The 26,202-nt window shown below is 45.2% G+C and carries 24 protein-coding genes; 9 read left to right on the forward strand and 15 right to left on the reverse strand.

The window, feature by feature from the left end; genetic code table 11:
• The first annotated feature begins 203 nt into the window (after positions 1–203).
• Positions 204–947 carry a C39 family peptidase gene (locus tag CVV77_RS20455; protein WP_100276374.1) on the forward strand — a complete coding sequence of 248 codons (744 nt, stop codon included), beginning with the start codon at positions 204–206 and terminating at the stop codon, positions 945–947.
• 254 nt (positions 948–1,201) lie between these two features.
• Positions 1,202–1,867 carry a pectate/pectin lyase PelC gene (gene pelC / locus CVV77_RS20460; protein WP_003235401.1) on the forward strand — a complete coding sequence of 222 codons (666 nt, stop codon included), beginning with the start codon at positions 1,202–1,204 and terminating at the stop codon, positions 1,865–1,867.
• Positions 1,868–1,888: 21 nt separating this feature from the next.
• Here pelC and hprF read toward each other — a convergent pair whose 3' ends face one another.
• Genes hprF through hprK form a run of 5 tightly spaced genes read right to left on the reverse strand, consistent with a single transcriptional unit; the run spans position 1,889 to position 5,775 of the window.
• Positions 1,889–2,407 carry a heptaprenylglyceryl phosphate O-acetyltransferase gene (gene hprF, locus CVV77_RS20465; protein WP_003235402.1) on the reverse strand — a complete coding sequence of 173 codons (519 nt, stop codon included), beginning with the start codon at positions 2,405–2,407 and terminating at the stop codon, positions 1,889–1,891.
• Positions 2,408–2,410: 3 nt separating this feature from the next.
• On the reverse strand, positions 2,411–3,061 hold the full coding sequence (ppaX, locus tag CVV77_RS20470) for a pyrophosphatase PpaX (RefSeq protein WP_019259575.1): 651 nt from the start codon (positions 3,059–3,061) through the stop codon (positions 2,411–2,413).
• Positions 3,058–3,996, reverse strand: coding sequence for a nucleoside recognition domain-containing protein (locus CVV77_RS20475; protein ID WP_003235404.1), 939 nt, complete (start codon positions 3,994–3,996; stop codon positions 3,058–3,060). The genes ppaX and CVV77_RS20475 overlap by 4 nt, the downstream gene beginning before the upstream one ends.
• A 23-nt stretch (positions 3,997–4,019) precedes the next feature.
• Complete coding sequence (lgt, locus tag CVV77_RS20480) at positions 4,020–4,829, reverse strand: prolipoprotein diacylglyceryl transferase (protein WP_100276375.1); 810 nt, start codon at positions 4,827–4,829, stop codon at positions 4,020–4,022.
• Between the two features lie 13 nt (positions 4,830–4,842).
• The gene (hprK, locus tag CVV77_RS20485; RefSeq protein WP_003235406.1) at positions 4,843–5,775 is read right to left on the reverse strand and encodes an HPr(Ser) kinase/phosphatase; all 933 of its coding nucleotides are present in this window, start codon (positions 5,773–5,775) and stop codon (positions 4,843–4,845) included.
• A 181-nt stretch (positions 5,776–5,956) separates the two neighbouring features.
• Between hprK and nagA the strand changes: the two genes are divergently transcribed.
• From nagA to nagR, 3 genes are read left to right on the forward strand one after another with little or no spacing between them, the layout of a single operon-like run.
• A complete protein-coding gene (gene nagA / locus CVV77_RS20490) occupies positions 5,957–7,147 on the forward strand; it encodes an N-acetylglucosamine-6-phosphate deacetylase (protein WP_100276376.1) in 1,191 nt (396 codons plus the stop codon).
• Positions 7,144–7,872, forward strand: a complete 729-nt coding sequence (gene nagB / locus CVV77_RS20495; RefSeq protein WP_019259579.1) for a glucosamine-6-phosphate deaminase — start codon at positions 7,144–7,146, stop codon at positions 7,870–7,872. Before nagA ends, nagB begins: the two co-directional genes overlap by 4 nt.
• A 17-nt stretch (positions 7,873–7,889) precedes the next feature.
• Positions 7,890–8,621, forward strand: coding sequence for an N-acetylglucosamine utilization transcriptional regulator NagR (gene nagR, locus CVV77_RS20500; protein WP_100276377.1), 732 nt, complete (start codon positions 7,890–7,892; stop codon positions 8,619–8,621).
• A gap of 18 nt (positions 8,622–8,639) precedes the next feature.
• On the opposite strand, the gene CVV77_RS20505 is transcribed toward nagR, so the two are convergent.
• Positions 8,640–12,509 (reverse strand): lamin tail domain-containing metallophosphoesterase family protein, encoded by a 3,870-nt coding sequence (locus CVV77_RS20505; RefSeq protein ID WP_100276378.1) that lies wholly within the window; start codon positions 12,507–12,509, stop codon positions 8,640–8,642.
• Positions 12,510–12,673: 164 nt separating this feature from the next.
• Between CVV77_RS20505 and CVV77_RS20510 the strand changes: the two genes are divergently transcribed.
• Positions 12,674–13,147, forward strand: a complete 474-nt coding sequence (locus CVV77_RS20510; protein WP_100276379.1) for a MarR family transcriptional regulator — start codon at positions 12,674–12,676, stop codon at positions 13,145–13,147.
• 35 nt (positions 13,148–13,182) lie between these two features.
• On the opposite strand, the gene cypX is transcribed toward CVV77_RS20510, so the two are convergent.
• On the reverse strand, positions 13,183–14,403 hold the full coding sequence (gene cypX, locus CVV77_RS20515; RefSeq protein WP_100276380.1) for a pulcherriminic acid synthase: 1,221 nt from the start codon (positions 14,401–14,403) through the stop codon (positions 13,183–13,185).
• Positions 14,404–14,417: 14 nt separating this feature from the next.
• A complete protein-coding gene (gene pchC, locus CVV77_RS20520; RefSeq protein ID WP_100276381.1) occupies positions 14,418–15,164 on the reverse strand; it encodes a cyclo(L-leucyl-L-leucyl) synthase in 747 nt (248 codons plus the stop codon).
• Between the two features lie 429 nt (positions 15,165–15,593).
• Between pchC and pchR the strand changes: the two genes are divergently transcribed.
• Together pchR and CVV77_RS20530 are read left to right on the forward strand one after the other, a co-directional pair.
• Positions 15,594–16,103 (forward strand): pulcherriminic acid biosynthesis transcriptional regulator PchR, encoded by a 510-nt coding sequence (pchR, locus tag CVV77_RS20525; protein ID WP_100276382.1) that lies wholly within the window; start codon positions 15,594–15,596, stop codon positions 16,101–16,103.
• A gap of 21 nt (positions 16,104–16,124) precedes the next feature.
• A complete protein-coding gene (locus CVV77_RS20530) occupies positions 16,125–17,336 on the forward strand; it encodes an MFS transporter (protein WP_100276383.1) in 1,212 nt (403 codons plus the stop codon).
• Between the two features lie 29 nt (positions 17,337–17,365).
• Here CVV77_RS20530 and CVV77_RS20535 read toward each other — a convergent pair whose 3' ends face one another.
• The 4 genes from CVV77_RS20535 to yvlA are packed head-to-tail and all read right to left on the reverse strand — an operon-like array spanning position 17,366 to position 19,377.
• Positions 17,366–17,725 (reverse strand): phage holin family protein, encoded by a 360-nt coding sequence (locus CVV77_RS20535; protein ID WP_003228066.1) that lies wholly within the window; start codon positions 17,723–17,725, stop codon positions 17,366–17,368.
• Position 17,726: 1 nt separating this feature from the next.
• Complete coding sequence (locus CVV77_RS20540; protein WP_003235416.1) at positions 17,727–17,924, reverse strand: PspC domain-containing protein; 198 nt, start codon at positions 17,922–17,924, stop codon at positions 17,727–17,729.
• 4 nt (positions 17,925–17,928) lie between these two features.
• Positions 17,929–19,026 (reverse strand): DUF4097 family beta strand repeat-containing protein, encoded by a 1,098-nt coding sequence (locus CVV77_RS20545; protein ID WP_088111999.1) that lies wholly within the window; start codon positions 19,024–19,026, stop codon positions 17,929–17,931.
• Positions 19,027–19,050: 24 nt separating this feature from the next.
• Positions 19,051–19,377: a protein YvlA gene (gene yvlA / locus CVV77_RS20550; protein ID WP_003235418.1), complete on the reverse strand. Its 327-nt coding sequence runs from the start codon at positions 19,375–19,377 to the stop codon at positions 19,051–19,053.
• Between the two features lie 217 nt (positions 19,378–19,594).
• Here yvlA and CVV77_RS20555 point away from each other — a divergent pair, with 217 nt between their 5' ends.
• Positions 19,595–19,825: a hypothetical protein gene (locus CVV77_RS20555; protein ID WP_100276384.1), complete on the forward strand. Its 231-nt coding sequence runs from the start codon at positions 19,595–19,597 to the stop codon at positions 19,823–19,825.
• Between the two features lie 198 nt (positions 19,826–20,023).
• Here CVV77_RS20555 and hag read toward each other — a convergent pair whose 3' ends face one another.
• The 3 genes from hag to uvrB form a co-directional block, all read right to left on the reverse strand.
• Positions 20,024–20,893 (reverse strand): flagellin Hag, encoded by an 870-nt coding sequence (gene hag / locus CVV77_RS20560; RefSeq protein WP_019259586.1) that lies wholly within the window; start codon positions 20,891–20,893, stop codon positions 20,024–20,026.
• A gap of 355 nt (positions 20,894–21,248) precedes the next feature.
• Positions 21,249–24,122 (reverse strand): excinuclease ABC subunit UvrA, encoded by a 2,874-nt coding sequence (gene uvrA, locus CVV77_RS20565; protein ID WP_003235421.1) that lies wholly within the window; start codon positions 24,120–24,122, stop codon positions 21,249–21,251.
• Between the two features lie 7 nt (positions 24,123–24,129).
• Positions 24,130–26,115, reverse strand: a complete 1,986-nt coding sequence (uvrB, locus tag CVV77_RS20570; protein ID WP_003235422.1) for an excinuclease ABC subunit UvrB — start codon at positions 26,113–26,115, stop codon at positions 24,130–24,132.
• Positions 26,116–26,202: the final 87 nt, after the last annotated feature.

Below are 26,202 nucleotides of genomic sequence, written 5' to 3' on the forward strand. Positions count from 1 at the left end.
CTTTAGTTCGCTAATATGATAATATGTTAGCAGATGAAAGAGTGAAAATCAATGCTTAACTTTAGCTAGGATATTTTTCATTCAGATGCCCTCCTCCTAATTATGAAAAAATCATGAATAAATGATTAAAGGTAGGTAATATCTCAAATTCTTTATGTTTGGCATGCTATAATACAAATCAAATAGAGAACAAGGAGATAAAGATGAAAACACTGCGAACTCTATGTATACTGATCATACTTTCAGGCGTCATTTTTTTCGGACTTAAAATAAATGCAAAAGATATAGATATTCCTTTTTTCAATAGCGTTAAAAAAGAGGCTGAAAAAGAATCGGCTGCGAACAGCAAAAAGGAGCTGAAGGGAAGCGCCGAACCGCTGGATGTCATCCTTTATAACCAGATGGACGTGCCTCGGCTCTATAACGGCTGTGAAGTAACAAGCCTTGCGATGGTGCTGAAGTACGCGGGATACGACGTAACAAAAAACACACTGGCAGACCAGATTGCCACAGTGCCTTTGACATACAGCAGCGGATTAAAAGGTGATCCGAATGACGGATTTGTCGGGGATATGGCGAATGGCCCGGGTCTCGGTGTCTACCACGGACCGATCTATGAGCTGGCGAAAACCTATGCCGGCAACAAAGTGTCTGACCTGACTGGAAAAAGCATTTCCGCTGTTTATGAACAGCTTGAGAAAGGCAATCCTGTTTGGGTCATTACGACCGCCAACTTTACGCCGGTTGACAACATGCAGACATGGAAAACGCCAAACGGAACAATAGATATCACGTACAGCGAACACAGTGTCGCCGTTACGGGATATGATGAAAAATACGTGTATCTCAATGATCCGTATGGCTACAAAAACAGAAAAACTGACAGAACGAGCTTTGAAAAAGCGTGGGAACAAATGGGCAGCCAAGCCATCGTTATTCAAAAGTAAACTGCTGAAAACTGTTCGCTTTCACAGTGCCTATGCTCTACCCTGAGCAAATACGACAATATTCATGCTTTTTGTTTCAATCGGTAATATCGATTCATTTTCCATTTATCATCCAAAATTGTCTTTACTTTCAGGCTGTCTGTTTTTATGATTAAAGCAGATTCAGCCTTGCCCCGATCGATGTGAGAGAAGCCGGTGCAAGACGCTGAGGCTTCTCTTACAAAAATTAAAGATATCCGGGGAGGATTTTATTATTGAAAAAAATCGTGTCTATCCTATTTATGTTCAGTTTGGTTATGGGTTTCAGCCAGTTTCAATCATCAACTGCTTTTGCAGCTGACAAAGTGGTTCACGAAACAATTATCGTACCAAAAAATACAACATATGACGGGAAGGGACAGCGGTTTGTAGCAGGGAAAGAATTAGGTGACGGAAGCCAGTCTGAAAACCAGGAACCTGTTTTTCGTGTGGAGGATGGAGCAACTCTGAAAAATGTGGTGCTCGGCACACCTGCTGCTGATGGCGTGCACACTTATGGAAACGTTAACATTCAGAATGTGAAGTGGGAAGATGTTGGTGAGGATGCGTTAACGGTGAAGAAGGAAGGAAAAGTGACCATCGATGGCGGCTCTGCCCAAAAAGCGTCAGATAAGATTTTCCAAATCAATAAAGCGAGCACCTTCACAGTGAAAAACTTCACGGCGGACAATGGCGGAAAGTTCATTAGACAGCTTGGCGGTTCAACCTTCCACGTTGATGTGATCATCGACAAGTGCACCATCACGAACATGAAAGAAGCGATATTCCGGACAGACAGCAAAACAAGTACGGTCAGAATGACAAATACACGCTACTCCAATGTCGGCCAAAAATGGATTGGCGTTCAGCATATTTACGAAAACAACAATACTCAATTTTAAAATAAAAAATCCCGCTGATGTTTATTCAGCGGGACTTTTCAATCTTGCTTGCATTTCTTCCTTCGTATAGATGATCCTCATCGGATTTCCACCGACAAATGCCCCGGCAGGCACGTCTTTATGGACAAGCGTTCCGGCTGACACAACCGCACCATCCCCTATTTCCACACCTGGCAGAATAGTCGTGTTCGCACCGATCATCACTTCGTCTCCGATCAGGACTTTGCCGATCCGGTATTCATGAATCAAATACTCATGGGCCAAAATGGTCGTATTGTACCCGATAATTGTATTTGTTCCGACTGAGATCTTTTCCGGAAACATAATATCCGGCATCACCATGAGGGCAAAGGATGTCTGATTTCCAACCTTCATCCGCAGAAATGTACGGTACAGCCAGTTTTTCATCCCTATAAACGGTGTATATCTCGCAATTTGAATGACGATAAAATTTTTGACAACCTTTACAAAAGGCACCGTTTGATAGACATGCCATAGTGAGTTAGCCCCCGAGACCGGATGGCGATCTGTTTTTCTCACAGATTACTTCACTCCAACGATTTGTAATAGATCACTCATTTTCTCAAGCATATAATCAGGCTCATGCTTCGCCAGCATTTCCGGCCCTTTAATCGTCCATGCGACTCCTGCCGTTTTTGTTCCGGCGTTTTTCCCTGCCAGCACATCGTGGTAATTATCTCCGACCATAATGGCTTCCCCAGGCTCGCTTCCAAGCTGTTTCAGCGCTAAAAGAACCGGCTCGGGATCAGGCTTTGCCATCGACACATCATCGAGGGTGACGACCGTTTCAAAAAATTCACCGATCCCCGTCAGCTTGAGGCCCATATTGACAGTATCTCTTAATTTCGTTGTTACAATCCCTAATTTAAAGCCGGCCTTTTTCAATGCATCCAGGGTTTCATACACTGTTTCATATTCGGTTACGAGTGAATCATGCATGTCATGATTGTACGCTCTGTACATGGCGATCATATCATCGCATTTATCAGCATCCATCGAGGAGAATGTTTCAAAAAGAGACGGCCCGATAAACGCAAGGACATCCTCTCGTTTATACTTGCTCGGGTAATAATGCTCCAGTGTATGCAAAAAGGACGCGATAATTAATTCATTCGTATTAATAAGCGTTCCGTCTAAATCAAACAGAATTGTCGTTACTTGTTTGTCACTCATATTGCTTCCTTTCCAACCGCTGAGGGTTTCCATTTTTTCCATGTATGCGCAATAATCATTGTCAGCAGCACTGCTGTGGTGACACGTATCAGAAGAAGAGGCCAGACCGGTATGCCGAGCGGAATAAAGACAAGTGTATCTTCCACGACCGCGTGGCAGGCAACAAGAAAAATAAACGCCAATGTCATATCCCGTCTGCTCACGCCGTCATCCTCGACAGCTTTGATCATAACACCGGCTCCGTAGGCCAGACCGATCGTCAATCCCGCCACCATCGTCATGGACGTATTTTTATTCATGCCAAGCAGCTGCGTAAACGGAGACAGCCACCTGGAAAAACGATGCAGCCAGCCTAAATCTCTTAAAAACTGAATGATGATCATCAGCGGGATCACAATTGCCGCCAGCTGCAAAACACCAAGTCCGGCTTTCGTTAAACCCTCGGCTAGCATTGCCAGCCAGCCGTCTGGCGCTGCACTCTTTGAAGCGATAAAACCGTACTGCGCCGTTTCCTGTCCGCCATGCCAAATGAGATTAATGACGATTGCTGACACAGCGGCCAAACCGATGCGCACCGCCAAAATAACGCCAATTCTGATGCCAACCTTTGCGGCAACTGTCGATTCAATAATCAAGTTATGACAGAATGAAAGCATAACAGCTAAAATAAAAACTTCCTTCACAGATAAATCCAATGTTAAAATCCCGGCAATGCCAGCGTACAGATTCAGCATATTTCCCAGCACAAGCGGAATAGCCGCTTCACCTGAAAGCCCGAACAGGCCCATAACCGGTGTGATCAGCCGTACCAGCCAATCCATGACAGGCGTATGCTGGAGCAAAGTGACCAATAGTGTTACCGGGAAAATGACTTTACCGAGCGTCCATGTTGTTTGAAGACCTGCCGCAAGACCAGTCAGAAAGATTTTCTTCATCCCTCATCCCCCTTTGTTGACGTCTACTCCGCGTACCGCTCCTTCGAGTACCCCTTGACCCGTCTGAAGATGATGGCTCCCACAGCCAAAACAATCAATACGATTGAAATCACCTGAGCGATGCGAAGTGAATCAGCCAGCATTAAGCTGTCAGTCCGCATTCCTTCAATAAAGTATCTTCCGATTGAATACCAAATGATATAGATCAAGAACAGCTCGCCTCTCCTTAAATTCGCTCTGCGCAGGAGCAGCAAAACGATGACGCCGACAAGGCTCCACAGTGATTCATATAAAAAAGTAGGGTGGTAATATTGCCCGTTGATGTACATTTGATTGATGATAAATTCAGGCAGGTGCAGGCTTTCTAAAAAGGCTCTGCTGACTGCCTCGCCGTGCGCTTCCTGGTTCATGAAGTTTCCCCAGCGGCCGATCGCCTGGCCGAGCAAAATGCTTGGCGCGGCAATATCCGCAAGCTTCCAGAACGAAAGGTTTTTCACTCTTGAAAATACATAACCTGTTAAAATGGCGCCGATTAACCCGCCGTGAATGGCAATGCCGCCCTTCCAAATCTTAATGATTTCTCCCGGATGCGCTGCATAATAATCCCATTCAAATGCAACGTAATAAATTCGTGCGCAAATAATCGCAATCGGAATGGCAAACAGGACAAGATCGATAAACGTATCTTTCTGCAGCCCCCTTTTCTCACTTTCCCTCATCGCAATCCAAAGCCCTAGCAAAGCGCCGAGACCGATAATGATTCCGTACCAATGGACGGCTAACGGCCCCAGCTGAAAAGCTATCGGATTGAGTGGTTCTATCGCTTCATTCATTTAACGCCAACTCCTATTCGTCTTGTTCGCCGTCTTCAATGACGTCCGCCAGCTTGTTTGTAAATTGCTCAGCGGCGTTCAGACCCATCCGCTTCAATCTGAAGTTCATCGCTGCCACTTCGATGATGACTGCGAGATTTCGGCCCGGACGGACGGGAATTGTCAGTTTTGTAATTTCTGTATCAATGATTTTCATGGTTTCTTCCTCAAGTCCGAGACGGTCGTATTGCTTGCCCTGCTCCCAGAGTTCAAGATTCATGACAATCGTAATTCGTTTATTGCTTCTGACCGCGCCGGCGCCAAACAGCGTCATCACGTTGATAATGCCAAGCCCCCTGATTTCAAGGAGATGCTCAATTAATTCCGGCGCGTTTCCGACAAGGGTATCCTGATCCTCCTGCCGAATTTCAACGCAATCATCGGCAACGAGGCGGTGCCCCCTTTTCACAAGCTCCAGTGCGGTTTCACTTTTCCCGACGCCGCTTTTTCCCGTAATCAGCACGCCGACACCGTAAATATCGACAAGAACACCATGAATCGCTGTAGTAGGCGCCAGACGGCTCTCAAGAAAATTGGTTAAACGGCTTGACAGCCTTGTCGTTTTCAGCGGCGATCTGAGGACAGGCACGCCGTTTTTCTCGGAAGCGTCAATCAGCTCCTGCGGGATAGGCATATCTCTGGAAAGAATAATAGCTGGTGTTACATCAGTGCACAGAGAATCCATGCGCTGCTTTTTATCCTCTTCCGGCAGCTGTTCAAAGAAAGAAAGCTCTGTTTTTCCGAGAAGCTGCACGCGTTCTCTCGGATAATATGTAAAATATCCGGCAATTTCAATGCCTGGTCTAGATAAGTCACTCATTGTAATCGGGCGGTTAACCCCTTCTTCTCCGCTGATTAATTCCAAATTGAACTGTTCCATTACGTCTTTTGTGCGAACCTTTGCCACGATATGTTCCTCCTGTTCCGGGCTGCCCCGAGCTTGCTCACAATACTTTCATTTTATCACTTTCGGGCTTGAACCTAAAACAGATTTTATAAAAGACGGGAAAACACCTCAGCTGGTCTAGATCACTAGTCAGAAAAGGGGTAAAATAAATGTATTCATATTCCAGAAAGGCGGATCACCTATGGCAGAAAGTCTTCTTATCAAAGGCATCGCGATCGTGACAGAAAATGAAGTAATCAAAAATGGCTATGTCGGAATCAATGGCGGAAAAATCAGCACAGTCTCAACAGAACGGCCTAAAGAATCTTACTCAAAAGAGATTCAAGCACCGGCAGATTCCGTTTTGCTTCCCGGGATGATTGACATTCATATTCACGGCGGCTATGGCGCAGATACGATGGATGCAAGCTTTTCCGCCCTCGACACCATGTCCTCAAGACTTCCAGAAGAAGGCACGACGAGCTTTTTAGCAACAACCATTACCCAGGAACATGGGCACATTTCCCAAGCTTTGGTGAATGCAAGAGATTGGAAAGCAGCTGAAGAATCCTCTTTATTAGGCGCGGAACTGCTCGGCATTCATTTGGAGGGGCCCTTTGTTTCACCTAAAAGAGCCGGAGCGCAGCCAAAGGAATGGATCAGGCCTTCGGATGTTGCGCTTTTCAAAAAGTGGCAGCAGGAGGCGGGCGGACTGATCAAAATCGTCACACTTGCGCCGGAGGAGGATCAGCATTTTGAACTGATCCGCTATTTAAAAGACGAATCGATTATCGCGTCGATGGGGCACACAGATGCCGACTCCGCATTACTGTCGGAGGCCGCGAAAGCAGGCGCAAGCCATATGACCCATCTTTACAACGCGATGAGCCCGTTTCATCACCGAGAGCCCGGAGTGATCGGAACGGCGCTAGCCCATGATGGGTTTGTGACAGAGCTTATCGCTGACGGCATCCACTCCCATCCTTTAGCGGCAAAGCTTGCTTTTTTGGCAAAAGGCAGCAGCAAGCTCATTTTAATTACCGATTCCATGAGGGCAAAAGGCCTGAAGGATGGTGTATACGAGTTCGGCGGCCAAAGTGTGACGGTAAGAGGAAAGACAGCTCTTCTTTCCGACGGAACACTTGCCGGTTCGATTCTTAAAATGAACGAAGGCGCACGGCATATGCGTGAGTTTACAAATTGCTCTTGGACGGATATAGCTAATATAACTTCTGCAAACGCGGCTAAACAGCTGGGCATCTTTGACCGAAAAGGCAGTGTGACAGAGGGAAAAGATGCGGATCTTGTGATTGTCAGCAGTGATTGCGAGGTGATTCTCACCATCTGCCGCGGAAACATTGCATTTCTATCCAAGGAGGCTGACCAGATATGAAAGTAGTGGAATGTCAAACATATGAAGAGCTAAGCCAAAAAGCAGCCAGAATAGCGGCAGACACAATCAAGGAAAAATCTGACGCCGTTCTCGGTTTAGCAACAGGCGGCACACCGGAAGGCACGTATCGCGAGCTGATCCGCCTGCACCAAACTGAGAATCTCTCATTTAAAAACGTCACCACGGTTAATTTGGATGAATACGCCGGACTTTCAAGCGATGATCCGAACAGCTATCACTACTATATGAATTCTCGTTTTTTTCAGCATATCGACAGCCAGCCAAGCCGGCATTTTATTCCCAATGGAAATGCAGACGACCTGGAAGCCGAATGCAGGCGGTACGAACAACTAGTCGAATCCATTGGCGGCACTGACATTCAGCTTCTCGGCATCGGCCGAAACGGACATATCGGCTTCAACGAACCGGGAACGCCTTTCAAGTCGCGAACACACGTTGTGACATTAAATGAACAAACCCGCCAGGCGAATGCCAGATATTTTTCTTCAATAGACAGTGTGCCGAAAAAAGCACTCACAATGGGAATCCAGACGATTCTCTCAAGCAAGCGCATTCTGCTGCTTATTTCTGGAAAAAGCAAAGCGGAAGCTGCGAGAAAGCTGTTAGAAGGAGACGTAAGCGAAGATTTCCCAGCATCGGCTTTGCACCTGCACCCCGATGTTACGATTTTGATTGATCGTGAAGCCGCGGCATTAAGACCTTGAAAGGAACATGCTGACTTATGAAAATCGATAAACAATCGCCTATTCCGATTTATTATCAGATTATGGAGCAATTAAAAGCCCAAATTAAGAGCGGAGAGCTGCAGCCGGATATGCCTATTCCCTCCGAGCGTGAATATGCCGAACAATTCGGAATCAGCCGGATGACGGTTCGTCAGGCGCTATCTAATTTAGTCAATGAAGGCTTTCTTTATCGCCTGAAAGGACGGGGCACCTTTGTCAGCAAGCCAAAAATGGAACAAGCACTCCAAGGGCTTACAAGCTTTACCGAGGATATGAAAAGCCGCGGGATGACACCAAGCAGCAGGCTCATTGACTATCAGCTAATTGAGTCAACTGAGGAGCTCGCAGCTTTATTAGGCTGCGGGCATCCCTCTCCTATCCATAAAATCACTCGAGTGCGGCTGGCAAATGATATTCCAATGGCGATTGAATCCTCGCATATTCCGTTTGAGCTTGCGGGTGAATTAAACGAATCGCATTTTCAGTCGTCGATTTACGAGCATATTGAAAAGTACAACAGCATCCCGATTTCCCGTGCAAAACAGGAGCTTGAACCAAGCGCTGCAACATCGGAAGAAGCAAGCATCCTTGGCATTCAAAAAGGGGCGCCTGTCCTATTAATCAAACGAACAACGTATTTACAGAACGGAACTGCTTTTGAACATGCAAAATCAGTATACAGAGGCGACCGTTATACATTTGTTCACTATATGGACCGGCTTTCATAAAAAAATCTCCAACCCTTTTTAAGGATTGGAGACATGGCGAAAATCAAACTGGTCTGGCGACGGACGATATGTCTCTTTTTTCGTCTTGAACTTCCAGATCGGTGATTTCGTTTTGCCGTTAAAGCTGTCTTCCACAATGGTGTACCAATAATAAACAGAGTGCGGTTCAAGATCATCCCAGCGGAATTCAGCGGTATCCCCGCTCTTCACTTGCTCCCGTTTTCCGAGCTCTTCATTGGTATATACATTACATTCAAAATAATCGGTTTCCACCTTTTTGATCCTCGGCTTCAAATCAAGCGAAAGCGAAAACTCATCCTTGTTGCCGTAGGTATCCGTATCATAGTAGTTTTTATCTTGTAAATGCGGAGAGTACGTCGACACATGCACCATATCATTCGCCTGGTCAAACTGCAGCAAACGCAAATACCCTTGTCCGCCTTCTGGCCCGCCCTGATAATCGGCCAGCATTTGATGCACGAGGCGGTCCGGTTTTCCATCACCATCATCATCCAGCTCATCAGTTTTTCTCATCGCACTATGATAATGCCCGCTTAACACCATCACCACATTCGGATTCGGCTTCACGACTTTTTTGAATATCTTCTCTCCGATCGGGCTTCTGTTTCCGCTGACCAGCAAATACTCATGAAAAGCTAAAACAGCCATCCGGTCAGGATGCTTCTTCAGCACTTGATTCATCCACGCGATGTCTTCATCCGTAATGCCCCATCCCATGTACAGCATGATATAATCATTGCCGTTGCTCGAAATTAAGTCATAATGTCCGCGGTTATTTTTATAAGAACCGCCATAATGCAATTTTTTATCAAAACGATGACTGCCAAAGTATTTGCCAAACGCCCTGTAGGAGCCGTCCTTATGCCCGACATCGTGGTTACCTGCCAGCACGCCGTAAGGAATCCCGCTTTTATCCAGAACAGACATTGACCGGTCAGCGTTTTTCCACTGTCTGATATCGGCAGAATCGTCTACAATATCACCCGTGTGAAACACATATTTGATATTGAGCTGCTTTTGATTACTTTTGATCCATGCGGTCTGTTTATCAAAAATATGCGGATAGCTTTCCGCGTAATACTGCGTATCGGACATCCAGGCAAATGTGTACATATCCTTCGCAGGAGGAATTTCATCCTGGACAATCACATTCATCTTCGACTTCCGCACAAAATCGGAGGCGATTACTGACGCCTTCAGCGTAAACGGTTTGTGATCCTTGGCAACGAAGCTGTCAACCGGCTGCCACTCGTTTGTCCGATAATTCCAAGCATACATCGTCACCTTTCTTCCCGGCAAAGAACTTCCCTTCCAGACCGCTTCCGCCAAGTCATTCTCATCAACTGACGGATCAACCGTCACTTCAAAGCGATGATAAGGGAAAAGCTCCTTCTTTTCTGTCGATACTGTTTTTCCGTCAGCAGCAGATACCCGCTCCAATTCTTTATTCGTAAAGGGGGTCTCGCTTTCCGGCACAAAGCTTTTCGGCGGTTCAGTCAGTGACGCGTGCTTGAATATTTTCACATTGTTTCGTGCTGTATATTGAAATCCTCTATAAAAAGCGACGTCCATGAGGTCATCCGTCGGATCCTTCACCCGCACAGAAAGCTTAGCCCTATGCGTATCGGCTTCGCTGTCTATGACCTCCGGCTGATCCGGATGCTCACGTTCTGTTTTAAACGTCCGCTCAATGATTGTTTTATTGCCCGCGAGGTCCGTTGCGGTTATTTTTAGAGAATGTTTTCCCGGCAAAAGTTCAGAAGATGACGTATGGTAGGGAAGTGTAATGCTCTCACCATCTAAAGACGCCTCCGCTTCCTCAATTTTGCTCCATTTATCATACATATCCGCCTGCAGGATGAGGTTTCCTTTGTACGTTTGTCCCTCGGTGATATTCGGCTCGATATGCGGCCCCGAATTATCTACACGCACAACCAAGCTTACATTTTCCTTGCCGTCGCTTGCTTGAATATGGTGAGCGCCTTCAGAAAGCTTTGATGTATCCCACTTCAGCAACTGTGATGTAAACAGTCCGTCAGGAAGATTGAATTGAAATTGCCAGCTTTTATTCGAGCGCTGATTATCTCCAATAAAGAGTTCCTTCTCAGGAGAAACCCTCTGATCCCTGATCACCGTCCCATCCGATAACACCAATCGGGCGTTTTTGACTAAGAAATCATCACGGTTTTCAGCCGTATCAAATGGAGACACCTTTGAACCTGACCGTATCGTAATACGCTGCAGCTGCTTCCCTTTACGAAGCAGCATCTCTGGCAAGGGAACAGAATAGGTGCGGTATTTATTTGTTGTATCATCAAATACCTTTAACACTTTGCCTTCCATCGTTACCGCGTTTTTAAAGTACAGATTCGTTTTTCTCGTATCGAACGCAAAATACACTTCTTTTTCCATAGCGGGCTCTGTCACCTGTTTTTTTCCGTCTATCCACAGCTTAATGCTGTCAGTGCGCCCGTCTGTTGTCGCTTTGAGAAACTGAGTTCCCGATAGCGTGTCTCTGTTTTCAATGTTCATCCGCAAACCGTGCGATTTGCTTGTTTGTTTAATATCAATCATTTTGACCGGCGTTCTCGCCTCGTTGATTCCGTCCCCTGCTGCCACGTAATACTCAAGCTGATCCTTCCCGATCAGTTCAGGCGAATACACAATATAATGGTAGAGATTGTCGTTGCGGTCTTTTTCAGCGAGAATGCGCTTAAACGGTTTGTTTTCATCTGTCCGATAGTAGAAGGCCGCTGTTTTCACAAGACTGCGGTCCCGTATATCAGCCCGCAGCTCAATGCTTTCAGCAGGGCGGACAGGCTTGCGGTCAGTCAAATCCTCAATGACCGGCTTTTCTTTATCAAGCTTAATTTTTCGTTTCTGCTCAGGAACTTGCGCCTGTAATACCGTTCCCGGGGACGGATTTTTTTCTCCGATTGAGATATTGAGAAGTTCTGCGGTTCCGTCCAGCGGATACTTGTAAAGCACAGATGACAGCCGGCGCAGCGCATGTTTCCGATAATGCGCGACCGAAATATCTTTTCCTGTATTCGTTGATATCACAACTGACCGCGGCCTGGTATTGGCCATCCCCTCTGTCTCTTCTAATACCGCGAGATTTTTCCCTTCCGTTAATTGTGTCTGGTAATATCGATTGAACTCCTCCGCCGTCAATTCTGGATGCCCGGCAGGCTTCAGCCAAACCACAAAAGTTTCGCCGGATGGAATGGTGATCCTTTCATCCGGTCTCCAAATCAGATCGGAGTCAGGCCCTTCTTTCGGATAGCGGTAACGGATATGATAGTCTTTAAAATCAATCGTTCTGTCAGTCGTATTATAAATCTCAATAAATTCATAACCGTCTGCACGTCCCGTGTTCTTCGTATCAACCGCTAGCTCTGTGATCAGAAGCTCCGGAATATGGGCGAGATCAGCCTGATATCCTTCAAGCTTCAGTTTCTTCGTCTCCGACTCGACCCGCTGCTTCCCATTGGAAATCACAATGTAATACTCAAGCTCGCTGTTCCAAATCAATCGTTTCGGAATTTGCGCCAAAAACTTGTGAATCGCTCCGGGTGTCGGGTCCATCGGCACCATTTTGTAGCCCAGCTCATTACTCTGTTTATAAAAAAGAAAGGCAGAAAATGCTTGATACTCATTGTCACGCACTTGAGCCTCAATCATCAGATTGCTTTTCATTTCAGCTTTCACATCGATTTGAGGAGGATTTTCAAGCAAGGGTATGTAATGAGGCGTTTGGAATGATTCCTGCTTTATAACAGGGAAAGCTTTCGATTCATGATGGCCGCCAGACAAAACTGAAAGAAAAGACAAGAACAAAGAAGCGATAACTGTGTATTTCCTCATCAAAACACCTCCCTTTTCACGTATTTTGCGTCTGAATAGGGAAGCTTATGAGTTTATTTTTGTGCAAAAAGAACAAAAAAGCGTCTGCCTCTTGAAAATTCCACTATTACCCAGTAAACTGAGGATAGTTAACCAGTTAACAATTAAATCAGAGAGGCAGATTGATGGACAACAGTATTCATGATGAATTATTTCAAGCTATACAACAATTCGCATTAAAAAGGGATAAACGCGTCTGGCAAAAGGTACAAATACCATCCCGCGGCATGTCCTCAGCACATCTCGAACACCTCAAAAAAGACTGGACATTGACCCAGCTTCACATTGTTTCCTGTATACATACCAGCCAAAATGTGAACAACAGCTTCTTAGCATCCCGTTTACACATCTCAAAAGCAGCTGTTTCAAAAGCAGTTCAAGCTTTGTTGAAACACAATATCATCACAGTGACAAAAAAACCCGGCAACAAAAAAGAAATTTTTTATACGTTAACTGAAAGCGGCAGAGAACTGGCGGCATTACATGAACAGCTTCATGAAAAAGCAAAGGAGCAATACAAACAGCTCTTCAATGAATTTTCAATTGATGATTTAAAAACGGTGACTGCGTTTTTCAACTTGTGGGTCAAATATATGTAAAGAAAGCCTCACCCGATGGGAGAGACCTTTCAATCTTATTGAGCCCTGTCAAACGCAATATGAAGTGAGACAGGTCCGCGTGTATACAGACCGGACTCAGCATAACGAAAACCTTCCTCTAACCTGATATTCCGCATCTTATCCAGCACAATATTGGCTACAATCTCGATTTCGGTTTTGGCAAAAGCTGCTCCTACACAGTTATGGATGCCAGATCCGAAAGCGAGATGCCGGGCGGCGCCGCTAAAAGCGCTCTTGATGCCGAGATCTTCCCGATGAATATTAAACACGTCAGGATGTTCAAACGCTTCCGGGTCCCGGTTAGCTGCTCCGATCATACAAAAAACAATCGTATCCTTTTTGATTTTCATACCGCCGACCACCGTATCTTGGGACAGCTGCCGCGGAATCAGCTGAACCGGCGGTTTATAACGCAACGTCTCCGCAATGGCTCTCGGCACCAACGAACGGTCAGCCAAAACATCATTCATCTGCTCGGGATTGTTGAGCAAATGATATATCATCAGCGCCAGTGTCTTATCTGCCGGTTCCGTTGCGGCTAACAGCACATTGAGAATCAGTGCCAATATATCCTTGTCCGACATCGCCATGCCTTCATATTCAGAAGTACACAGGATAGAAATTAAATCTGATCCCGGATTGACGCGGCGTTCCTCGATGACCGGCATCAAGTAATCGGAAAGCTGTTCGCTGCACCATAAAGAATGCGCCCGCGCTTCAGGAGTCTGAAAGATACTCGTAATAAAATCGGCAACTCCGCTGTGCCACTCAGCGATTTTTTCATGATCCCTTTTATCCAGCCCGAGCATGTCCATCGTGACACACACCGCAAACGTCTTTCCAAAATCATTGACGAGATCGATTCTCCCTTTTTCTAGATAAGGATTTAATAAGTTTTCTGCATTTTGCTTAATGAATGGAGACAGATGATCCAATGCGTCCCCGACAAAGCTTCTCACTACAATTCTTCTTTTTGCGGAGTGTTCTTTCCCATGCATTTGGGCCAGCACAGGGCCGCGCATGACCGGTTCAGCACGCTCAACAAGTGATTTTGTCGTAAAAATATCCGGATGCTGAAGGATATAGCGGACATCGTGATAGCGGCTGATAAAATAACTGTCTATCGACTCTTCATAATGAACAGGATCTTCCTCCCGCAGCTGTGAAAAATAAGCATATGGATTTTCTTGAAATTGATCAGAAAGCACACTAAACAACTTAATTGATTGATTCATGTTTACTCCCCCTATCATCCTTCAGATGTGATCCGTGTTTCAGAAAGCATCTGCGCCGTTTCCTGCACAATGAGATACCCTTGATTAGGCCGCATACGAATAGAAAATTCATGGTTACTGATTTTCTCACCGAGCTTCCACGGACGATGATAAGCAAGGAGCGTCTCTTCCACCTCAAGAATATCCGGAGCTCCGATAAAAAACGGCAGCTCAGCAATGACATATTCCACAGCCAAATTCAGCATATCCTCACTGACTTCTTCCATCATCAAACTGATGCCGCGTGCACGCCCGATCATCGCTTCACGAGACATGTCCAAACAAGCATGCCGAAAATGAGGCTGCTCAAAAAACGCATGTTCAACTTCTTGTCTCATCAGCTGATAGGCATTGTTTTCCGCGAAATCAGAAAATGTGTGAATCGCCTTTGAGTCCCCGCCATGAGCCGCAAGAGCCCTTTCTGCAAATCTTCTGTTTCGTGATACCTCTTTTCTTACTTTTCGCTCAGCTTTGCCTCTGGGAGTTCCGAGCGCTTCAAGAAGATTAGCCGCCTCATGCCCCGCAAGCAAAACGGAAACGCTTTTAAATTCAGCCGTTGCCCATCCAATCAATCTGTAAATATAATCCTCAGAAAACCTGCTGTTAAATGGGCTGATCCCCACCAAAACATGCCGGCGCCGTTCAAATATTTCTCTGCAGTTTTGTGTCAGTGACTCAGCAGTAAAATCTACAGGCTTTCTTTCCGTCACCATTTCGGTCATCTCAGTCACCTCTAAAAACTTATCCCGCTTTAAGTCATCACCCTCAAAAATGAGATGGAATAACTGGCACAACTGAACAAGACGAATGGCAGGCAGCACTTAAAGTTTCTAAGTGAATTATTTTAAGATTTAAAACTTCTTTTTCATTATTCATATCATGATAAATGTTTACTAGTAAACATTAGTCATTTTATCCCTTATTGTTCCACCCGTCAATATGAATAGTACATATTTTTTGAAATAAATGTAAATATCACATTTTTCATACACTTTTTACACTCCTATTCAGCATGACATAATACCGGATAAAGTTTAAACACCAGCAATTGACAACGAAAGTAAGAAAAGATAAAATTAAATCGTTCACCGGTAAACAATTTTATTTATTGTTTCACCGTAAACTATTATTCCTCAGAAAGAAGGTAGCCTATGTCTGATTTGACAAAGCAGATGATATACGACATATATGTGAGACTGCTGCACCTTAATGAACAAAAAGCAAACACTTCACTTCAGCAATTTTTTAAGGAGGCCGCAGAAGAGGATGTGATCGATATCCCTAAAAACATGACAAGCATTCATGTCATTGACTGCATCGGCCAGCATGAGCCCATTAACAATGCGGGGATCGCCAAAAAAATGAACTTATCGAAAGCGAATGTAACGAAAATCAGCACAAAGCTGATCAAGGAAGAATTCATTAACAGCTATCAGCTGACAGATAACAAAAAAGAAGTGTATTTCAAATTAACCCGTAAAGGCAAACGGATTTTCGATTTGCATGAGAAACTGCATAAAAAAAAGGAGCTGGCCTTTTACCAATTCCTCGATTCGTTTTCACAAGATGAGCAAAATGCTGTATTGAAATTTTTAGAGCAGCTGACGTCTACACTTGAAGCAGAACAAACCGATGGGACTCCGGACAAACCTGTAAAGTAAACAAAAGGTGGTGTATTCTTTATGGCTCAAATGAAATCAAAAGCGGTATTGATCTTATACATTGTTTGCTTCAGCGCATTTTTTGCATCTTTAAGCCAAAACATTTATTCACCTATTATCCCGATCATTAAAGAATCGTTCCATGTTTCAGCAGCAATGGTGAACCTGTCAGTCTCCGTCTTTATGATTGTGACAGCGATTATGCAAATTATATTAGGGACCATCATCGATTTTAAAGGCGCGCGGTTTGTCTTGATTGCCGGAATTCTGGCAACGACAGCAGCCAGCATCGGCTGTGCGGTGACCACTGACTTTACTTTGTTTCTGATATTCAGAATGATACAGGCTGCCGGGTCCGCAGCACTGCCTCTCATTGCTGCCACAACGATCGGACAGCTTTTTACAGGCAGTGAACGCGGGAGTGCGATGGGAACGTATCAAATGCTCCTTTCCGCCGCGCCGGCTGTCGCCCCTGTCCTCGGCGGATTCATAGGCGGAGCAGCCGGATACGAAGGGATCTTCTGGATGCTCACGGCCATCTCTGTCGTTATGCTGGTTGCAAACAGCATGATTTTTCCTAAGGACTCTCCCGCAGGATCTAAGCAGAAAACCAAAGGCAATGTGTTCACTCATTACAAATCAATATTTACAAATCGAACAGGAAACGTCATTTTGGCCTTAAGTTTTGTCCTCTTTTTCATTTATTTTGCGGTGATCGTCTACCTCCCGATATTACTGACGGAGCATTATCATATTGATGTGAGCATAGCAGGATTGTTATATTTGCCACTGGCGCTAAGCACGATCGCAGGTACGTTTTTGTTTAAAAGAATACAGGCAAAAATCTCGCTGAACACATTGTTTATCGGCAGCAATGCGGCCGCGGCCTGCAGTATCATGTTGTTCGCCGTTACACATTCCGTTTCTCTCGTTCTCATGGCTCTTACACTGGCACTGTTTGGCATCTCGATGGGGGTCATTCCTCCCTTGTACTCCACAATGATCACCAATGAATTTGAACACAACAGAGGGAGTGCAATCGGCATTTTCAACTTTATCAGATACACAGGCATGGCGGCAGGTCCGATGATATCTGCCTATCTGCTCACCATGATGCCGTCTGCCATGTCCTTTGGCCTCTTAGGCCTTGTATTTGCCGCATTGGGCTTTTGCCTTCTGCCTCAAATGTATCCGCCGCAGAAGCGCGTTAAACAAAAAAAACACCACATGTAAAAAAAGCTGCCTTCTGTATGGCAGCTTTTTTATTTCTTTCGCAGCGGCTCTAAAATGCCTTTTTGAATCAGCAAATGGAACACCGACAGGATGACGGATGCCCATATCGCTGTGCCAAAGCCGTCAATTTGAAAACTGTCACCCATAATGGACGCGGTCATCATCAGCGTGATGGCGTTAATCACAAACAAGAAGAGACCAAGCGTCACCATCGTGACTGGCAGTGTAAAGATAATTAAAAGCGGTTTAATCAGCACGTTTAAGATCGATAAAATGAGGCTGGCGATAATCGCTGCCCCGATGCTGCTGATATGGATGGAGTCAATGTATCCATCGATAACGATTAATAACAATGCATTTACCAAAATGCTGACTGCCCATTTTACCATGTCATTTCATATCCCTTTCTGACGGGACGATAAAAATCCAAATGATATAAATAAGCAAAACAGGGATAACACTTGTCATAACAGCTAAAATGACAGTTATGACTCTGAGGAGCGATGCGTCCCAGTTGAAATATTCCGCAAGACCGCCGATGACGCCGGCCATTTTCTTGTTTTTTTCTGAACGATAAAGCCTATTCATTCGATCACCTCTGTGAGTACTTTAGTTTGATGGCGCCTGTTAATGATTCTGAGAAGACGGTGATGTTTTGATCATGTGCCTGATTTGAAGTGAACATCATTTCTTTTTGAATGGTATCATTTTTTTCTTTCAGCATCTCAACATCCATTAATTCATGGGACAGCGAACCCAGATTGCTTTTCAGTTCCGCTTTCACTGCAAGATCGTCCGGAATCGCAAGCTCTACATTTCCAGTCGTCGTTTTGGTATAAATGGAGCGGCAGTCCGATTCTGTTACGTTAATCGCAATATTTCCGTTAAAGCTTTGAACGTCAATGGATTCGCTTCTCCCGCGGAGATCAATCAATCCGTTAATGGTTTCCGCTTCTATCGTGCCGCATCTGTGGCCGGCAAGCTTAATTTGCCCGTTGGCTGTTTCAGCTATGGCTTTTTCAGCTGTTAAATGCGAGAACGACAGCACGCCGTTTGTCGTTTTCGCCGAGAACTCTTTTACATGTAAATGTTCCCCTCTGACCGGGCCATTAAACAGCTTCACCCGAATCTTATCATACTCCTTCTGAGGAATATACAAAGTCACATTCGTTTTCATCGTTTTCTTCTCAGTACGGATAAAAAACTTATTTCCTTTGATTTCACATTCAATATGCTGAAGAAATGCATGTCTCGCCGCATCCTGGCTGTCAGCACGATATACCTTCGCCTGGCATTCCGCTCTGATATCCTCGTCTTCCCATGGGACGATATTCACGCTGCCGTTGGCAATTTGAAGCTCAACACTGGAAAAGTCAGTATCTTTAAATTGAAAAATGTGCTGAACATCATACGCATGGCCAAAGTTCAAATCAAGGTCAACTTCCTTGACCTTTTTCACAGCAGAATCAATCCAGTCAAACAGCTTGGCTCCTAAAGACGGCTTGCTGCTTTCTTTTTTTGCTGCTGAAAACGGCTCTTCCTCGTCATGTACATGAACTGAGAGCGCTGTGATTTTTTCTTCCTTTTCCTTGTAGTCGCTGTCAAGCTTTTCAATCAGTGTCAAAGCCTCTTGTGCTGTAAGCTTTCCTTCCTCCACGAGCTTAAGGATTCGTTCCTTTTCTTGCTTCATTGCGATCTCCTCCCCATTGTCTACTTATGCTGCACGCAGTACCTTAATACCCTGAATCACATTCCAAATGATAATGCCAATAACAACTAAGAAATAAATAACCGCTCCCGCTATGATCACAAATACAGGCAGCAGGCTGTCTCCATCAATCGCTACGGCTCCGCCAAGAAAAGCAATAAAAAGGACCAGCCAGCCGACAAAAGGAACAATGTGAGAAATAAGAGAACGTATCGCATGGCGTTTAGTTTCTTTCTCATTTACAACAAAATAAGCGACGATCGGCACAATGATTGGCGCAATGAACACACTAAAATAACAAAGTGATGCAATAATAGCTTGATTACGGTTCAATTCATTCCACACTCCTATTGTAATTGCCCATGACAAAAGATCAGGGACATTTTACTTATTCATACGTTTAAAACCTGTTGAAGGTTTCAAATTCATTCTTTAGACATGCTCCGATTTACGGAAATTGGATTTTAAAAAGTTTTAGAAGTAGAATCTTTCCGCTGTACCGATTACAATATGTAAAAAGCTTACGGCAATCAAGGAGGCTGGACAAGCAATGGAGAAAGATCCCAGTGACTTTACAGTAACACAAGAATCAGTGTTAAAGCTGATTCATGAACAAAAAAGAATGAATCGTGAAATGATCGCCGAGCTAGAACAGATTCACGGACCTTTTCCGATCTCTCACGATATTCAATATATAAAAGTGCTGCTCGACAGCAGCAATACGCATATTGTTCAAGATTTAATGAGTGTAAGCAAGCAGCTGTATAAGAAGACTTTGTAATTGCGGAAAAAGTTACATTCATTATAACTGAAACAAAGCTAAAGGTTAGATGACAAGATCTTGCCTTTTTTGTTTTGAGGAAACAAGTGATTTTGGCTGTCACAAAATGATTGTAACAAAAAAAGCCTGCCGGCACATCCAGTTAATGGACTCCTGTCGGCAAGCTGTGACTATCAGAAAGAGATAGCCATTCAGAAATTAACGTAACAATTGAAGTACGTTTTGCGGCTGTTGGTTTGCTTGAGCAAGCATCGCTTGAGAAGCTTGAGAAAGAATATTGTTCTTTGTGAACTCGCTCATCTCTTTAGCCATGTCAACGTCACGGATACGAGACTCAGCAGCTGTTAAGTTTTCAGAAGAAGCACCAAGGTTGTTGATTGTGTGCTCTAGACGGTTTTGTACCGCACCAAGTTTAGCACGTTGAGCAGATACTTGATTCGTTGCTGCGTCGATAGCTCCAAGTTGATCGTCAAATGAATTAGTTGTGAAATCTGTTACTTTAATATCTTTGATTTTAATAGCGTCTGTACCTATGTCAGCAGCTTTCATGCTCTCAATGTTTACACTTAACTGCTGTCCGCCATTCGCCCCAATTTGGAATGTAAGCTTTTTGCCGCTTGCTTCTGAAAAAGAACCGTCTAACAGGTTTTTACCGTTAAATTGCGTACGGTCCGCAATACCTTTACTTCCATCTTGCCCACCGATCTCTTCAATTAAAGAGTCCATTTCGTCTTGGATCGCTTGAAGGTCCGTAGCATCTTGCGTACCTGTGTTTCCTGCTTGAACAGTAAGTTCACGCATACGTTGAAGGATCGCATGAGTTTCAGTTAATGCACCCTCAGCTGTTTGGATGAGAGAGATTCCGTCTTGAGAGTTTTTAGAAGCCATTTCAAGACCTCTGATTTGTCCTCTCATTTTTTCAGAGATCGCAAGACCCGCTGCGTCATCTCCTGCACGGTTAATACGAAGACCTGAAGAAAGTTTCTCCATGTTTTTTGAGCTCGCGTTGTTGTTTGAAGACAAACGGTTTAGTGTGTTAAGCGCTGCGATATTGTGGTTAATTCTCATGTGTAAAATACCTCCATGTGTTTATGTTTTTGAAATCAAAGACTTCCTTTTCTTTGATTTCTGGCGGCTGCGATTCCAATAAAGCTTCTAACTTATGTAGATCCTGTTATAAGGATACCTTCAAATCCCTTAATAGGGCCTTTTTGCTCAATATAGAAAACATCATCCGCCCCTCAATTCATATATCGACAGCGCTTTGTAAATGTTTAGGTGTTTTTCCAAAGAAATTTTCCCCATTAAAAATTGAAACGATCACACAAATATTATCTTTTTCCGTTATGCCATAAGAAAAGCTTGCCTGCTAAGCCCAAGGATGGACTTGCTGACAAGCTGAAACCTCTCTGAATAGAGGATGTTAAGATGTAGCCGTTTCTTTCGCTTCTAAGAGCGATTTCATGCGTTTTTTGTCACGCTCCATAACAGGCTTCAAATAACGGCCTGTATACGATTCTTCCACTTCAGTGATTTCCTCAGGCGTTCCCGACGCGACAATGGTTCCGCCTCCGGCTCCGCCTTCTGGCCCCAGATCCACAATATAATCCGCTGTCTTAATGATATCAAGATTGTGCTCGATGACGAGTACTGTATCTCCGTTGTCCACCAAACGCTGGAGCACGACAAGAAGTCTGGCGATATCGTCGACGTGCAAACCTGTCGTTGGTTCATCTAAAATGTAGAGCGTGCGCCCTGTTGACCGTTTGTGCAGCTCCGATGCGAGCTTCACGCGCTGCGCTTCTCCGCCCGACAAGGTCGTCGCTGGCTGACCGAGTGTAATATAACCTAATCCGACATCATAAAGGGTTTGGAGCTTACGCTTGATTTTCGGGATATTTTCAAAGAAAGAAAGAGCATCTTCAACCGTCATATCAAGCACATCAGAGATGCTTTTTCCTTTGTACGTCACTTCAAGCGTTTCCCGGTTATAGCGTTTGCCGTGGCACACCTCGCACGGAACGTATACGTCAGGAAGGAAGTGCATTTCAATTTTTATAATCCCGTCTCCGCGGCAGGCTTCACATCGCCCGCCCTTCACGTTAAAGCTGAAACGGCCTTTTTTATAGCCGCGAACCTTTGCTTCATTTGTCTGTGCAAATACATCACGAATGTCATCAAACACACCAGTGTATGTCGCAGGATTGGATCTCGGCGTTCTTCCGATTGGCGCCTGGTCAATGTCAATGACTTTGTCTAAATGATCCAAGCCTTTAATCTCTTTGTGGCTGCCGGGCTTCGCTTTCGCTTTATGAAGCTTTTGCGCCAGCGCCTTGTGCAAAATTTCATTAACGAGGGTACTCTTTCCTGATCCGGAAACCCCTGTAACCGCTGTGAACGTTCCAAGCGGGAACTTGGCATTCGCTTTTTTCAGGTTGTTTTCTGCAGCGCCTTTAATCTCAATGTAACGGCCGTCCGGCTTTCTCCTTTCAGGAGGCAATGGGATGAACTTTTTCCCTGATAAATAGCTGCCCGTTAATGAGTTTGGATCTCCCATCACTTCTTCCGGCGTGCCCGCAGATGTCACCTGTCCGCCGTGAATGCCGGCGCCAGGCCCAATATCAATTAAATAATCGGCTGCCATCATCGTGTCCTCATCGTGTTCGACAACAATCAGCGTGTTCCCAAGGTCTCTCATGTTTTTCAGGGCGCTGATTAAGCGGTCGTTATCACGCTGATGCAGGCCGATAGACGGCTCATCTAAAATATAAAGCACACCGGATAAGCGCGAGCCGATTTGCGTCGCCAGCCTGATGCGCTGTGCCTCTCCTCCGGACAATGTTCCCGCAGCCCTGCTCAGTGTCAGGTAATCAAGGCCGACTTTGTCCAGAAAGCTTAAGCGCTCCACAATTTCGCGCAAGATCATATCGGCAATCTTCATATCCTTCTCAGAAAGGGTAAGGCCTTTGAAGAAAGCAAGTGCATTACCGACAGACAGCTCGGTAATTGTTCCGATGTGGCGTCCGTCAATCAGTACAGCAAGCGCCTCTTTCTTTAACCGATAGCCTTTGCACGTCGGACAAGACTTCTGAGACATATACTGCTCCATTTGTTCACGGATAAAATCAGAGCTTGTCTCCTTATAGCGTCTTTCAATATTGCGCAATACGCCTTCAAATTGAATTTCGCCTTCACGTATTTGTCCAAAGTCATTTTCATAACGGAAATAAATCAAATCATCTCCGCTGCCGTACAGCACTTTATCCAGCTGATGCTTCGGCAGATCTTTTACAGGCACGTCCATATCAATCCCGTAGTGGGTGCAGACCGCCTCAAGCAGCTGCGGATAATATTGTGAGCTGATCGGTGTCCAAGGGGCGACCGCATTCTCCTTCAATGACAAATCTTGATTGGGGATGACGAGATCCGCATCCACTTCAAGCTTCATTCCGAGACCGTCACACGTCGGACACGCTCCGAATGGGCTGTTGAATGAAAACAGCCGCGGCTCAAGTTCGCCGATTGAAAATCCGCAGTGCGGACAGGCATGATGCTCACTGAACATCAACTCTTCCTCACCGATGACATCAATCATGACCCGTCCTTCACCTAAACGGAGGGCCGTTTCCAATGAATCTGACAGACGGGCTGCCACGCCTTCTTTCACCACAATTCGGTCAATGACAACCTCAATCGAATGCTTTTTATTCTTTTCTAATTCAATATCATCAGAAAGCTCAGCCATTTCGCCGTCAATTCTGACTCTGACATAGCCTTGTTTTCTGATCTGTTCAAGCACCTTGACATGAGCGCCTTTTCGGCCCGAGACAATCGGAGCCAGTACCTGAAGCTTTGTCCGTTCCGGATATTCCAGAATTCTGTCCACCATTTGCTCGATGGTCTGCGATGTAATCTCAATTCCGTGCTCCGGACAATGAGGCTTCCCTACTCTCGCATACAAAAGACGCAGATAATCATAAATCTCAGTTACCGTACCGACAGTAGACCTCGGATTGCGGCTTGTTGTTTTTTGATCAATGCTGATGGCGGGAGACAGCCCCTCAATCGCATCAACATCCGGCTTATCCATTTGCCCTAAAAACTGGCGGGCATAGGCAGACAAAGACTCAACATACCGTCGCTGTCCCTCTGCATATATGGTGTCAAAGGCAAGGGAGGATTTCCCTGATCCGGACAAACCAGTGACAACGACAAGCTGATCTCTCGGAATTGTTACATCTATATTTTTCAGGTTATGCGCCCTGGCTCCCTTCACCTCTATCCGATCCATAGCCATTTGTTCATCATCCTTCCGCTTTTAGCTCTAAAAGTAAATCGCGAAGCTCCGCGGCTCTTTCAAAGTCAAGCGCCTTGGCGGCTTCTTTCATTTCGTGCTCCATCTGTTCAACGACTTTCTGGCGTTCTTTCTTCGTCATTTTCGACAGCTTCGGCGCGGCTTTTGTTTTGTATTCCGCTTTGTCCTCAGCTGCTACTGTGGCACGAATGACATCGCGAATTTCTTTATTTATTGTTTTCGGCGTAATGCCGTGCTCTTCATTAAACCGCTCCTGTTGCTCGCGGCGGCGTTTTGTTTCATTAATCGCAATTTCCATAGACTTCGTTATTTTATCGGCATACATAATGACGCGGCCTTCAGAGTTCCTTGCTGCCCGTCCGATGGTCTGGATAAGCGAACGCTCCGAACGAAGGAAGCCTTCCTTATCCGCATCCAAAATCGCAACGAGGGATACTTCGGGTATATCGAGGCCTTCCCTCAGCAGGTTGATGCCGATAAGCACATCATGCTTGCCGAGGCGCAGGTCGCGGATAATTTCAATCCGTTCAAGCGTCTTAATCTCTGAATGCAGATAGTTTACTTTAATGCCAATTTCCTTTAAATAATCGGTGAGATCCTCTGACATTTTCTTCGTCAAGGTTGTCACGAGCACCCGTTCATCCCGCTCGATTCTTGCTTGAATTTCGCCGATCAAGTCATCAATCTGGCCTTCGATCGGGCGGACATCAATAAGCGGGTCAAGAAGCCCCGTCGGACGGATGATCTGTTCGATCATTTCATCCGTATGCTCAATCTCATACGGCCCTGGCGTTGCTGATACATACACGATATTGTGCATATGCTTTTCAAACTCTTCAAAACGGAGCGGACGGTTATCAAGCGCTGACGGAAGCCGGAAGCCGTGATCCACGAGCACCTGTTTCCGCGCCTGGTCTCCATTAAACATGCCGCGCACCTGAGGAATCGTCACATGCGACTCATCTACCACGATCATAAAATCGTCTGGGAAATAATCGAGAAGCGTATACGGCGTTGAACCCGGAGGCCGAAGCGTCAGATGTCTTGAATAGTTCTCAATGCCGGAGCAGAAACCCATTTCCCGCATCATTTCAAGATCATATCTTGTCCGCTGCTCTAAACGCTGCGCTTCAAGCAGCTTGCCGTTTTCATGCATGACCTTCAGCTGCTCCTCAAGCTCCTTCTCGATATTTTGAATCGCTTTCTCCATTTTCTCGGCCCGCGTTACGAAGTGGGATGCCGGAAAAATCGCGACATGGTCGCGGTCGCCGAGAATTTCTCCTGTCAGGGCGTCCACTTCCCGGATCCGTTCAATTTCATCTCCGAAAAACTCGACTCTTACACAGTGTTCATCACGAGATGCCGGGAAGATTTCCACGACATCTCCGCGCACACGAAATGTACCGCGCTGAAAGTCGATATCATTGCGGGCATATTGGATGTCTACAAGCTTTCTGAGCAGTTCGTTGCGCTCGATTTCCATTTCAGGCCGCAGTGACACGACCATTTCCCGGTATTCTTCAGGCGAACCGAGGCCATATATACAAGACACACTCGCGATGATAATGACATCTCTCCGCTCAAACAAAGAAGATGTAGCGGAGTGTCTCAGTTTATCAATTTCATCATTAATACTTGCGTCTTTCTCTATAAACGTATCCGTTTGAGGCACATACGCCTCCGGCTGATAATAATCATAGTAGCTGACAAAATACTCGACAGCGTTGTTCGGAAAAAATTCCTTGAACTCACTGTAAAGCTGTCCGGCGAGGGTTTTGTTATGGGCTATCACGAGAGTCGGCTTATTGACTTCTTTAATCAAATTGGACACCGTAAATGTTTTGCCCGTTCCTGTCGCACCCAGCAGAGTCTGATGCTTCTTGCCCTCCTGAATTCCTTTTACAAGTTTTTCAATGGCTTTCGGCTGATCTCCCTGGGGCTGATATTTCGAGACTAACTCAAAGCGATCTTTCACAAAATAAGCCTCCGTTTCTTTAACGAAATCTTCCTATAGATATAGTAACACAATGGAATGCAAAATCACTAAAAATACGAACTAAAG

It is taken from the genome of Bacillus sp. SN1, from assembly GCF_002796895.1.
GTDB lineage: Bacteria > Bacillota > Bacilli > Bacillales > Bacillaceae > Bacillus > Bacillus inaquosorum.